8 protein-coding genes are annotated in these 13,491 nt (G+C 62.5%); 6 read left to right on the top strand and 2 right to left on the bottom strand.

Features of this window, described 5'->3' with window-relative positions:
- Positions 1–112: 112 nt before the first annotated feature.
- Together PSN43_RS01480 and PSN43_RS01475 are read right to left on the bottom strand one after the other, a co-directional pair.
- Positions 113–2,620 carry a multiheme c-type cytochrome gene (locus PSN43_RS01480; RefSeq protein WP_272698941.1) on the bottom strand — a complete coding sequence of 836 codons (2,508 nt, stop codon included), beginning with the start codon at positions 2,618–2,620 and terminating at the stop codon, positions 113–115.
- Positions 2,621–2,623: 3 nt separating this feature from the next.
- On the bottom strand, positions 2,624–3,667 hold the full coding sequence (locus PSN43_RS01475) for a hypothetical protein (protein WP_272698940.1): 1,044 nt from the start codon (positions 3,665–3,667) through the stop codon (positions 2,624–2,626).
- A gap of 193 nt (positions 3,668–3,860) precedes the next feature.
- On the opposite strand from PSN43_RS01475, the gene PSN43_RS01470 reads away from it, so the two are divergent.
- From PSN43_RS01470 to PSN43_RS01445, 6 genes are all read left to right on the top strand, one after another.
- Positions 3,861–6,038, top strand: a complete 2,178-nt coding sequence (locus tag PSN43_RS01470) for a methyl-accepting chemotaxis protein (RefSeq protein ID WP_272698939.1) — start codon at positions 3,861–3,863, stop codon at positions 6,036–6,038.
- A gap of 97 nt (positions 6,039–6,135) precedes the next feature.
- Complete coding sequence (locus PSN43_RS01465; RefSeq protein WP_272698938.1) at positions 6,136–6,906, top strand: type III pantothenate kinase; 771 nt, start codon at positions 6,136–6,138, stop codon at positions 6,904–6,906.
- Positions 6,907–7,647: 741 nt separating this feature from the next.
- Complete coding sequence (locus PSN43_RS01460) at positions 7,648–8,229, top strand: hypothetical protein (RefSeq protein ID WP_272698937.1); 582 nt, start codon at positions 7,648–7,650, stop codon at positions 8,227–8,229.
- A gap of 60 nt (positions 8,230–8,289) precedes the next feature.
- A complete protein-coding gene (locus PSN43_RS01455) occupies positions 8,290–8,730 on the top strand; it encodes a hypothetical protein (RefSeq protein WP_272698936.1) in 441 nt (146 codons plus the stop codon).
- 21 nt (positions 8,731–8,751) lie between these two features.
- Complete coding sequence (locus tag PSN43_RS01450) at positions 8,752–9,588, top strand: hypothetical protein (protein WP_272698935.1); 837 nt, start codon at positions 8,752–8,754, stop codon at positions 9,586–9,588.
- Between the two features lie 712 nt (positions 9,589–10,300).
- A complete protein-coding gene (locus PSN43_RS01445; protein WP_272698934.1) occupies positions 10,301–13,471 on the top strand; it encodes a carboxypeptidase-like regulatory domain-containing protein in 3,171 nt (1,056 codons plus the stop codon).
- Positions 13,472–13,491 lie beyond the last annotated feature (20 nt).

Here is a 13,491-nt window from a genome sequence, read left to right as displayed (position 1 = left end):
GGGACACCCCGCTCCTGAAAAAGCATCCGGGCCGGAGACCGGGCGGCCATCGGCCGCCGGTCCCCGGCCCGGCAATTTGCAAGGCTCCGTCGCGCGGACGGTCGGGACCGCCCTAATCCAGTCCCATGCCCGGATGGTGAACCGGGTCCTCCATGCTCTCCACATGGCAGACGGTGCAGGTCCCGTTCGCGCCGAGCGCCTGGGCCTCGCCCATGTACTGCATGGGCTGCATGTTGTCGCGCGGCGAGGCCGGGTAGACGGCATGGGGCGAACCGTGGCACGCGCCGCAGCTCATGGCGTCCATGTCGTCGCGCCGGGCCGAGAAGAGTCCGTCCGCATCCTCGGTCCAGACATTGAAGGCCGAATCGATTTCGGGCGGGGCGAAGTCCACATGGCAGGTCAGGCAGTCGGGCTGATTGACCCAGGGCGCGCGAGGCTTGATGGCTTCGGCGTTGGTCATGGTCCTCGGGGTGATCCGGGCCAGGAGCATGTCTGCGGCGGGAACGCCCCGCTCCCGCTCGGCCTTGAGCAGGGAGACGGCCATATCCTCGATCTCGCCGTGGCAGTCGGTGCAGGTAAAACCGAGCAGCTCATGCTGCCCCCGCAGGGTAGACTGGGGGTGGCACTTGAGGCAGGAGCCGTCGGCTTCTCGCCCGGCCATGTACACGGCGTGCACGCCGTGGATGGCGGCGGACAGGTTGGGCCTGTCGGCGTTCCCCTCCACGCCCTGGATGGAGTCGTCGTGGCAGGACACGCATTGCACCACGCCCTTGGTCTGAGCCAGCTTGGTGGAATTCATGCGGTCATGGGTGGCCAGGATGTTCTCCACCGTGGCCGAGGCCATGCCGGACCCGTCCTGCATCATTTCGCCGCTGTGGCAGTTGTAGCACCCCATCTGGTCGGAGGTTGGCGCGACGAGCATGGTCGTGGCCAAGACCGCGCCGGAGTCGTCCTTCGCGGTCAGGGTGACGACCGGAAGCGGATTGTATTCGCCCTTGGCGTAGGGCGGAATGGACACGTCGGCTTCGAAACGGCCCGCGTCCGTGTCGGCTTCGAGGGTGCCGGTCAACGCCGGGGAATCCTGGTCCGCCTGAATGGAATAGGTAATGGTCACGCCGTCCATGACCCGCTCGGGCGAGGGGTCGCGCAGCACCAACTGGGCACGGATGACGTTGGACGGCGGCAGCAGGGTCCACTTGTCGTTCTGCGCGAAGAAGCCCGTGCCGCGCGCGCACCAGCCCACCAGGACGTATTCCGAGGTGTCGGGATCAAAGGGCGCGGCCGGAGGCTCGGCCATTTCGGGCATCTCGGCGGATTCAGCCGGAGCGTGGCCGTTCAGGTCCTCCGCGATATACCGGGCAAGCAGCATCCGCTCCTCGGAAGTGCCGATGAACGGCGGCATGTACTTGTTGAGCTTGCCCATGCCGGTCAGGAAGGCGTCCATGCCGTCCACATCGTATTGGGCGGTACGCGAGGTAATTTCGTTCATGGGGCCGTGGATCGAATGGCAGGCCGAACATTCGAGCTGGAAGAGAAACGCGCCCGCGATCTTGGCGTTTTCCTCGGTGACGCCGTCGGCCAGCTCGGGCGGTGCCCATTTGGCCGAGGCGATGGCCCCGTTCTGGTTGATGACGGGCACGCGGGCCTTGAGGATGGAGGAGGAATAGACCGTATCCCAGATGAGATACGGCTTGCGTCCCGCCTCGCGAATGAACTCGAAGGAGCCGAACAGCCCCTGTCCCACCACCAGGACCACCAGGGCCAGGGCGAAGGACATGCGCCGGGGCGTCTTCACGGCCAGGAGCAGCCCGCCGACCAGGGTGGCCGCGCCGAATATCCAGAAGTACCGCATGAAGTCGGACACGCGGTTCGACTTGGAAACGATCATCTCGTACTGCTCGGGCGGCATGGCGGCCACGTACCACCAGCCGGACAGGAATACGGCCAGCACGCCGAGCACGGTCCAGGCCGAACAGACGCGGACGGCGCGCAGCCGGGTGGCCTCGTCCTTGATGCGGGTGGCCGTGACAAAGCCGAACAGCCCGGCGCACACGGCGGAGAAGAAGGAGCGGAACACCAGAGAAGGCCAGAAGGACGGGTTGAAGAAACCGTCCCAGAAGCTCTTGGTCTCGATCCACTGGCCCGGGGTGAGCATGAAGCCGATGATCCCGTTGATGAGAAAGAGGGACAGCCAACCGAAAAGGAAATAGAGCCAGCCCACGATCATGTGATCGCGGCGGTCCATGGAATCCCAGGCGTAATAGTAGATGATGAGGGCGACGATCTCGCCCAGGAAACAGACCCACTCGGCCGCCCATCCGAACACGAACTGGTGGATGAGCGTGATGGTCGCCTCCGGCGCGAGCAGGGCCACGGTCAGCCAGATGGCCACGCCGGACACGCCGCCGAAGGCCATGGTCAGGAGCAGGAAGAAGCGGGTGTGCTTCTTGGCGTACTCAAGCAGGTGGATGTTGTTGGACTTGTAGGCCGCCCGCTCGGTCAGGACCAGGAACAGGCCGCCGCCCACGGCGAAGTGGGCCACGTAGACGTGCAGGGTCGCGATGACGGCGATCCAGAAGCCGCCGCCCAGAGTGGTCAGTTGCCAGATGGGATATTCCATGACTTACGCCCTCCCCTGCCGCGATTTGAAATAGAGTTTGAGCATGTAGGCGACCAGCCCCCCGCCCACGGCGACGAATCCGAGAAAGAGATAAAAGGAGCCGTACTGGTTGGTCACGGGCACGGTCTCGATCTTGAACCAGGGTTCCAGGTACAGGGTCCGCAACCAATGGCGGGTACAGGCCATGAAGAACACGGTGATGGCGGCCCAGACGGCTGTGCGCCGGGGATCGCCCTTGAAACCCGCGTAGAGCATGACGCCCGCCGAGAGCAGCCCCGCGACCAGGGTCAGAGTCGCCGGGAGCGAGCCGCCCATGAAGGCGAGGAGCAGCCGGTTCGGCAGGGCCATCAGGAACCAGACGCCCACGGCCAGATTGACGATGGTCGCCCGGATGAACCACCACAGGCCGATTGCCACGAACTCCTCGTTGTTCTTGTGCCGACCGAGCAGGGCCACGAACAGGCCGCCCACGGCCACGGTCCCGACCATCATGTGCAGGAAGCGGGGATAGATGGCCGGATCGCGCCAGTTCAGGAAGCCGCCGTACCCGTCGAAATAGGGCTGCCACCCTTCGGGCCGGAGCATCAGGGTCATGTTGTTGGAGAACATGAAGGCCACGTAGAGCAGCCCGAGCACGGAAGAGCCGAACAGGGCCAGGCGCGTGGCCTTGCCCATGGTCTCGTATTTGAACTTGTACACGTAGAAGCCATAGTAGGAGAAGAGGAGCACGAAGACCACCGCCAGCCACCAGCCTCCCATGAGCACGGAGCTTACATAGTCGAAGTTGCCGTAATTGACCTGGAGGAAAAGAAGCGGAGCCACGCCCAGGTTGATGGTCAGGGCGAGCAGCGGAGGCAGCTTCATGCCCACCGCGCGGATGAGGCCGTCCCTGCCGCGCGTCGCCTGCGCCAGGCCGATGACGGCCGAACCGAGCATGGCGTTCATGAACAGCACATGGGCCGTGAAGGTCACGATGAGCAGGACGTCGAACCACGCCCAATGCACGGGTATGGGTTCGGCCAACGGTATGAGGGAAGCGGGATTCACGACGGCACTCCTTGTGAAGGGCTTATACTCCTCCGCCGTTATAGGTGATTTCCGAAACGGACACAACTCGCCCGGCCCGTTCCCAGGCCCGCCCGGTACATCCGACACATTATAATTGACCGCCGCATCGCCCTTGCTACCTTTTTCCCATCATTCTTTATCCTCGCAAACAAAGGAATACAAAGGAATACCAATGAAAATAGGTCCAAAGCTGACCTTGCTCGGAACCGCCCTCGTGGGCACGACGGCGGCGTGCATTCTCGGCATCCTCCTGTGGCAGAGCTCGAAGGTCTCCGAGACCCTCGCCACGCATTTCGACCTTCAGGCCCAAGCGCAGATGACCCTGGCCGTGGACGACGCCCGCAACCTGCTGGACACGCAGCACGCCACCTTGGTCAAACAGCTTGAAAACGACATGCGCGTGGTCCTGGACATGGAGCAACGCGGCGGCGGGCTCAACCTTCTTCCCGAGACAGTGGAATGGAAGGCGGTGAACCAGATCAGCAAGACGGCCTCCGTCGTCTCCCTTCCCAGGCTCGCCCTCGGCTCCACATGGCTGGGACAGAACAGCGCGCCTGGAATCCCCACCCCGCTCGTGGACGGCATCATGAAGCTGACCGGAACCACCTGCACCATTTTCCAGACAATGAACGACAACGGCGACCTCCTGCGCGTGGCCACCAACATTCTCAAGGCCGACGGCACGCGGGCCGTGGGGACCTATATCCCGGGCTCCTCGCCGGTGGCCAAGGCCGTCAAGTCCGGCGAGACGTTCCGGGGCACGGCCTTCGTGGTCAACGCATGGTACCTGACGCAGTACCGGCCCCTCCGCGACGCCTCCGGCAAGGTCATCGGCTGCCTGTACGTCGGCATCCTCCAGGAGGGTGTGGAACAGCTGCGCCGCGCCTTCAAGGAAGTCCGCCTCGGCGACACAGGATTCCTGACCGTGTTCGCCGGGTCCGGAGCGGCCGAAGGCATCATCAAGATGCACAAGGACGACAAGGCCGAGGGAACCGACATCCTGTCGCGGAGCAATGCCTCGGGCGAGGCCGTGTACAGGGACCTGGCCAATGGGGCCAAGCAGGCCGACGGCAAGGTCGTCACCATCGAGACCGAACTGGCCTCGGACGGCGGACCGCGCACGGCAATCCTCAGCGCCGTGTACTTCAAGCCTTGGGACTGGGTCATCCTCGGCACCGGCTATCTCGACGAATTCATGGAAGGGCAAAGGGCCACTGAAAGCGCGCTCGCATCCACCAACTGGTGGACCGTGGGCATCGGCGTGGTCATGCTTATCCTGGGCGTCCTCGCCTTCATTTTCTTCGCCCGGCGGATGAGCTCGGCCATCGGGAGCACCGTGACGGTCATGGCCGACATCAACGAAGGGAACCTCGACGTGCCCAGGCTCGACGTGCGCAAGGGACGTATGCGCGACGAAATGGACGAGCTGGGCGAAGCGGTCAACGCCATGGGCGAGCGGCTGCGCGAAGTGGTTTCCCAGGTCCAGGCCGCCGCGGAATCCGTGACCATGGGCAGCGCGGAGCTGACCAACACCTCCCAGGCCCTGGCCGAAGGCGCGTCCAGCCAGGCCAGCTCGGTGGAGGAGGTCTCCGCCTCCATGGAAGAGATGACCTCCAACATCGAGCAGAACTCGGCCAACGCCCAGCAGACCGAACGCATCGCGCGCCAGGCCGCGGACGACGCCAAGGAGGGCGGCCGGTCCGTGACCCATACCGTGGAGGCCATGCGCCAGATCGCGGACAAGATCGCCATCATCGAGGATATAGCGCGCCAGACAAACCTCCTGGCGCTCAACGCGGCCATCGAAGCCGCACGCGCGGGAGACCATGGCAGGGGATTCGCCGTGGTCGCCGCCGAAGTGCGCAAGCTGGCCGAACGGAGCGGCGTGGCCGCGGCCGAAATCAGCGAACTGTCGGCCAACTCCGTGGCCATCGCCGAACAGGCCGGGGCCATGCTCGACAAGATGGTCCCGGACATCACCCGCACCGCCGAGCTCATCCTGGAAATCTCGGCCAGCTCCGACGAACAGAACGCGGGCGCGACCCAGATCAAGGACGCCGTCCTGGAGCTGGACCGCGTGGTCCAGCAGAACGCGGCCGAATCCGAACATGTGGCCGCGGCCTCGCAGACCCTGTCGGGACACGCCATGCAGTTGCAACGCATCATCGGCTACTTCCGCCTGAGCGGCGCTGCCGACGGGCCACAGGCCAGAGTCACGGTCAAAGCCGTCCGGCCCGAGGCCAAACCCCTGCCCCGCCGCCCCGCTCCCGTCGCCCGGCCAACCGCCCCGGCCAGCGGAAGCGGCGTGGCCCTGGACATGGGCGACGACAACGACTTCGAACGGTTCTGACGGCCCCCAAGGCCGTGGGCCCGCGCCCTCCCTCCCGGGCGCGGGCCTTGTTTTTTGCCTCAAAAAGTATAGAACAACCCGCAGAGGAGACACCTACATGGGCAAAACGCTGCTGTTCGACGCGGGCAACACCAACACCAAGCTCTGCCTGGCCGATGACCAGGGACTGAACGAGAGCTACACCCTCCCCACCCGTCCGGCCAACACCGACGACGACTGGGGCCTCAAGATCGAATCCATTCTCCTGCGAGAGGGGGTGGCCCCCACGGACATCGAGGCGTGCGTAATCTCCTCGGTGGTCCCGCCCTTGGACCCGCTCTTCCGCAGCATGGCCGCACGTTTCCTGGAATGCGAATGCCTGTTCGCAGGCCGCGACCTCCCGCTCGACATCGACAACGAATACGCCCATCCCGAACAAGTGGGCGCGGACGTCCTGGTGGGCTGCTACTCGGCGCGCATGACCTACGACAACAGGAACCTCATCGTCGTGGACTTCGGCACGGCCACTACCTGCGCCTGCGTCCGGGACAACGCCTTCAAGGGCGGTCTCATCTGCCCGGGCCTGCTCTCCTCGGCGTCGGCCCTGGCCTCGGGCACGGCCAAGCTCCCCAAAGTGGACCTCACGGTCAAGAGCGATACCCTCACCTGGGGCCAAAGCACGGCGGAGTGCCTCAATCAGGGCTTCGTCTTCGGCTTCGCGTCCATGGTGGACGGCCTGGTTGAAAAGCTCTCCGCCAAACTCGAAGACCCCTTCGTGGTCGCCACCGGCGGCCTGGCCCCGACCATCGCCCAGGTTTCCGAAACCATCGACGAACTCCGGCCCGACCTCGTCATGGAAGGCCTGTGGATGGCCTACTACAACCGATAGGACCCGCTATCGTCAGGGACGTACCGCCCCGCGCCCGGAATCCTCTCCCGAGGCAATGCCGGATCAATTCGTGACGGGTTTCCTCTTTCGAGCATAGGCGTCTTTCCGCAAAACCGCCCCTTCCATTCAGTACCGCCTGCCGTATACACTGCAATTTGAGGTATATTTCACGCAATAATTGCATAAATTAACGATTTTCCCATTCAACTACCTAATTTCACCTATACAGTGTGACATTTTATCGATTAAATTGCGATTTCTTGTTTCGTAATTTTATAGATTTTATTATTATTTTCTATCAAATTGTGGTGGTAATTTACCAATAAATAATTTCATCTCTTTATATTTTTGTATAAAGACTACTGAACTAAAATATACCTAATAGGTATGAATTAATTATCAACATAACTCATATCGTTTGAATATGACTTCTTTGGCTAAAATCCGCTCATTTTTTCCATTGATGTTATTTACTCTCATTTGAGACATTTTTGAGACAATAAACTCGTTGCAAAAAATAATGGACATATAAGTCCGTAATGTTGTTTTATTCGCACATAATCGATTGATACTCACTCTATGATGCGAAAATATGCGCTTAAATGACGCTAATATCCTCAGCACCAAACATTCATTTTTTTTCACCGCTGACATAAAGTCTTTTATTTTGAGTCCGAAAAGACATGAAGGAAAATTGTTTCTTTTTTCAAACCCTCAACCTTTTTTCAGGAGAAAGATGAGATGAAAGTCAGAATGTTCGCCTTGACCGTCATGGCTGCGCTGCTGCTGGCCAGCTCCGCCTTTGCCGAAGAGACCTCCTTCGACGCCTCGATCACCCTCGCCCAGCCCTTCACCATCGACTCGACCACCGCTGCCGCGTTCGATACGATCTACTCGACCGGTGTGGCCATGACCATCACCATGGACGCCTCCCCCATCGCCGCGGCCACGGGCGATGACGCCGCCGGCGCCGCCCCGACCGTCACCACCGCAACTATCGACACCGGCACCGGCGCTCCCACGGCCCTCTCCGGCACCCAGACCCCCGGCATCATCTACATCATCGCCACCCAGGCGGGCGTGGACATCGACGTGACCCTGGTGGGCACCCCGACGCTGACCAAGAGCTACAGCGCCGCGCCGACTCCCATCGAGGTTTCCGGCATCACCACCAACAAGGCGAACTTCAACGCCCAGTCTGCAACCGCCCTGGCTGCCGGCAAGTTCTCCGCCCTGTGCGTCGGCCCCATTCTGAACATCCCGGCCAATGCCGAAACCGGCGCCTACAGCGGAAGCGTCACCGTCGACGTGACCGCCATCTAGCCTTAGGCCCCACCAATGAAACAACTGGCCACGCTTATCCGTCTAACGGCTTCGATATGCGTGGCCAGTTCTCTTTTCTTTCTTCACGGCACCGCCTGCGCCGAACCGCGCATCCTCGTCTCTCCGGGGATGAACTTCGGCTACGTCATCCCCCGCGCCAACAGGTTGACCATCGTCCTGGACGGAAACGGGACGAGGCTCCCCGTCTGCTCGCCCGCATCCGACTGTGACGTCTCGGGCGGACATACGGCGACCCTCTACTTTTACGACTTCGGGGACGTGACCATAAGCCTGGAATTTCCCATTGTGGTCCGCCTGTACGACGAGGATGGAGGTGAACAGGGAGCCACCATCAGCGGCATGAACAGGAACAGCTCCGTGCAGGCGTTTACCGAGGGCAATCGGCAAAAAGCCTACGTGGGCGGCGTCCTGCTGACCGGAGCCTCGGCCTATGGGAAGAAGTTGAAAGGCACCGTAACCATCGAAGTGACAACCAAATAAGGACACGCTAGGAGCCACCTGATGCACCTACTCAACCGGATATGTCTCCCCCTCCTGCTCGCGCTCGCCCTGTGCGCCCCGGCCCTGGCCAACGGAATCATGCTCGACCCCCTGCGCATCGTGGTTCCGGACGGCCAGCGATACGCGGCCCTGACCATCCTCAACCAGTCATCCGCAGAACCCATCATATACAATATCTCCACCGTGCCTTTGAGGATGCAGGAGGACGGCTCCCTTTACGAACCGACCACCCTGACGAAACGGGAGGCGCTCACCCGCTCCATGCTGCGTTTTTCGCCCCGCACCGCGAGGCTCCAGCCCGGCGGCAAACAGGCCGTGCGCATCGCCGTCCGCAAGCCGCCGAACCTTCCGGAAGGGGAATACATGAGCTACATCAGCGTCAGCCCCCTGGACACGCCGGAATCCGTCGCCCCGAAACTCGATCACGCGGCCTCCCTGGCCCCCAAGGGCTCCAGCATGGTCGTCGACGTGAAGGTGGGAATGCGCATACCCGTAATCATCTATCAGGGCTCCCCCTCCGTACAGACTGCGGTGTCGGCCGTCCGCGCGGTCCGGCGGAAGGACGGCAAGGCATACCTGGACCTCCGGCTCAACCGAACCGGCAACAGGTCCAGCTTCGTGGAAACGTCGGTCTTCCGGGTCGCCAACGGCCGCAAGGAGCTGATCGCGCACAAGGATCGCACGGTCACCTATTTCCCGCTGGCCGCCCGGACCCTCACCCTGCCCATCTCCGACCCGGAGTTCAGGGGCGGACGGATTCTCGTGGAGCTCCGGAATTACAAGGATGCGACGCAAACCGTCATCGACAGCAAAGAATTTTCCGTCCAACTTCCCTGACCGGCGGCAGGACAACCGTCGGAATACAACGGAGAATGAGGTTCAGGCCTTCGCGCACAGGGGGTGGGCGAGGGCCTTTTTCCTGACTTGCGCATATCCTCGCCATTCCCGCCTGAATCCGATGGACGGATCAATGGCTCGTATTTTGCTTTGAACAAGCGCTCATACTCCACTTCCTGTTCATGTTGCGTTTTCTACGTTCGATCGACTGTGGTGCCTGAATTTGATGAAGACAAGCAAGATACTGCCCTTATTGGCAAAAGGCGGCGCTACGCTGCTCTTTGCCGTTGCTGTCGGCATACTGGCAAACCACCTCATACGGCAGGAAGACCAGAGTCAAAAAAATGTGGCGGCGGTTCAGGACGTTGAAGACCGTTCCAACACGGGGAAAATGGCCGTTTCCCCTCCCCCTGGAAAAGCAATCCCGGCGCAGGTCGGGGACGCCCAGGTGCCTGAACAAACGGTTTCCGCCGAAGTTTCCCCCGTCTCCACGGCAATCCCCGTCCCCCAAACGAAACAGCCTGCCGCCAATCGCGTAACCGCGCCGGTCCGGCGCGCGCCTCCGGCGTCGTCCACCCGCGCATCGTCGGCCCCGGCCCGCACGGCGGCCATCGCCCCAGCCTTGCCCGAAGCCGTCCCGCCCGTTCCGGATGCTCCACCGGCCCGCCCCCCTGCGGAACCCGCGGCGGAACCGCAGACGCGCCCTTCGGCCGTGCCGGACGACTCGGCGCTTCCCGAACCGTTCGTGCTCACCGGCGAGGACATCATCCTCGACGTCTATCTCCGCCGCCAGCTCCTTTATCAGGGCCTTTTCTGTCAGGGACGCGGTTCGGAAGTGTATGTCCCCCTGGGGGAACTGTGCGGCGTGCTCGGTTTCCCCATCACGGTGGACGGCGAGGGAGCCCGGGGCTGGTACATCAGCGAGGACCGCGAGTTCAGCTTGTCGTCGGCCACCGGCGAGGTGCGCAACCGCGGGGCGGCGCGGACCCTGCCCCAGAATTCCTATTTCACGAGCGCGGACGAAATATTCATAAGCGCCGAGACGTTCTCTTCGCTCTTCCCCGTCAAACTGAACATCGACCTGCACACGATGATACTGTACGTCATCCCCGGCGAATACCTGCCCATGGAGCTCATGAAGCTGCGCCGGGACAAGCTGCGGATGAACAGGGCGAAGCAGGGATTGCGTTATCCCTTGCAGGACCTGGATTACGCGGCCGTAGCCCTGCCCAGGCTGGACGCCAAGATCAGCAGCGGCTACTCCAACCGGGACGGCAAGGAGGATTCCTCGCTCTCCATGGCCGGGCTCTTCCGGGGGGACCTGCTGTACATGTCCACGGCGTTGTACGGCTCCGTATCCCAGGATCTGGGCGGCAAGGACGACGGACTCCAATTCAAGGACTTCTCGCTGACCGCCGAACGGCTGCTGCGGCAAAACCCCTATCTTACCAAGGTGACGGCCGGCGACATCGTGCCCTCCTCCACTCCCCTGGGCTCCGGCGGCACGCTGGAGCGCGGCCTGCGCGTTTCCAACACCGAAATAGGAAGCTCCTCGTCGTCCTACGACACGCGCACCGTCACGGGCAAGGCGCTGCCCGGATGGGATGTGGAGCTATACCGCAACAATCAGCTCATCGGGTTTCAGACCATCGGTTCCGACGGCACCTATCTGTTCCGGGATGTCCCGCTGTTCCACGGGGTCAACAGATTCAAGCTGAAACTGTACGGCACCGAAGGCCAGCAGGAGGAACGCGAGGACGTGGTCACGGTGGGCGCGTCGGTCAAACCCGGCCAGGTGGTCTACGACGCCTCCATTTCCCAGCAGGGCAAGGGAGTCTTCGCCGAGGAGAACAGCAGGGTCATTCCCGTGGAGCAGGACCTGGAAGGCACCGTCCGGGGCAAGGCCGGCGTCCGCGTGGGCCTGGGCAAGGGAATGGAGCTGCGAAGCGGCCTGACCCGCGACACGTATCGAAGGCGGGACCGGACTGTGGGCTCCCTGGGATTGAGCGGCGGCTATGACGCCGTGCTGGGACAAATGGACGTGGGCTACTCCACCTACGGCTCCGTGGTGGGCAAGGGCAGCCTGCGGGGCAGCATGGAGAGCGGGACGAACTACACCGTCGCGGGCCTGGTCCAGTCCTCCGCCAACTGGGAGGAAAACGCCACCAAGAACGATTTCACGGCTCAGATCAGCGACAGCGCCACGCCCTTCGAGACCCTGTCCATCTCCTATGGCGGCAATATGGGCCGGACCACCACGGTCGGTGAGGGAGAGCGGGAATCCTCCTACTATACCCTGGGCGGCAACATGTCCTTCTTCGGCGATTACGGCCAGTTCAGCACCAACCTTTCAGGCCGCGCCTACGAAAAGAAGCTCAGCGACGAGGACCCCTTTCTTTACGGCTCCTCCACTTTTTACACCGGCACGGACACCGCGACGCTGCGGGCCAGCGCGGACTACGGCCTGAACAAGGAAGAGGGGGCGTATGTCCGCAACTTCACCGCATCGGGCACCCTCCGGCTGTCCAAAAAATTGACGACCTCGCTGACCTTGAGCAAATACCTGGTCGACTCGCACCGTTTTTCGGTCAGCAACACCTGGAGCTACATCGTGGGCAATCTCACCCCGTACATCCAGAACACCTGGTCGGACGACGACTCCTTCTCCGTCTTCGCGGGCGTGTCCATGAGCATCGACTTCGATCCCGACACGTTCCTGCCCAAGCTTTCCCGCGGCGGCGCGAACTACAGCGGCGCTTCCTGCCTGGTCTACAACGACAGGAACTACAACGAGACGTTCGACGAGGGGGACGAGCCCGTGAAGGACGTCGTCCTGAGCGCGGACCAATCCCACCGCAAGGCGGTCACGAACGAGAACGGGCGTGCCCTGTTCACCTACCTCCCGCCCTTGCAGAGCACGGACGTTTCGGTGGAGCAGGACTCGATCCGCGACATCAGCCTCTCCTCCCGGTCCGGAACGGCCATCTTCCCGCGCAAGGGGAAAATCTACGACCTGGAATTTCCGCTGCACGCGACGGGCGACGCGGACGGTTACGTCTATCTACTCCAGGATGACGAGGCCCGGGGCAAGCCCATGACGCCCGTCGAGCTTCTGGACAAGGACGGCACGGTGGTCGGCTCCACGTGGACGGAACAGGACGGCTTCTTCATCATCGACGACATCATGCCCGGCACCTACACCCTTCGCGTAAAGGACGACTTCCTGTCCGACCGGAAGTTCGTGGGAACGACAACGACCCTGACCGTATCCGAAGCGGGAGAGAGCCTGCGGGGCAACTACCTCTTTTACGGCGAGGACAAGACCGTGGCCGTGCTCCGGGAGAAATTCGAGAACTCACTCCGCCTGGGGGACGACATCCAGATGTTCACCTCTTTTGCTGATCTCGATTCCCCCATGCACGATGGAATTGCCCAAGGCGGAGCCGAACGGGGCGTTCTCAAGCTGGACGAACCGGAACCGGAGCACGCCGCCCGGAAAGCCGAAATCGACAGCCCGGCCCATGCGCCCGAAGACGGCGGAGAAAGACCTTCCGCCCCCCTGTCCGCGTCAAAAACAGCTTCCCCTGGGAAGGAAACGGCATCGGCCCCGGCCAAACCGGCGCAGAAAATGCTGCCCCCCGGCACGGCGCTGGTCGCGGACACCTTTGTATCCGAGGAGAACGCCAGACGGGCCGTTCGCCACTACAACGCCAAGTATGCAACCCTGCTCAAGGGCTGCGAAGTGACCTACCAGCCCGAGGGCGACGCCTATGTGGTCGTGGTTTCGGGCATCCGATCCAACCGGCAGTTGAAAGACCTGAGCACGCGGTTCCTGTGCACGCCCCGTCTTGTCCGGCTGGCCCCCGGGAGCGCAGCGAAATAGACGGCCGGACGCGGGACGGC

Source organism: Desulfovibrio sp. Fe33, from assembly GCF_028532725.1.
Lineage (GTDB): Bacteria > Desulfobacterota > Desulfovibrionia > Desulfovibrionales > Desulfovibrionaceae > Pseudodesulfovibrio.
Note: the sequence above shows the minus strand (reverse complement) of the source record. Positions and strands in the feature narration are given on the sequence as shown.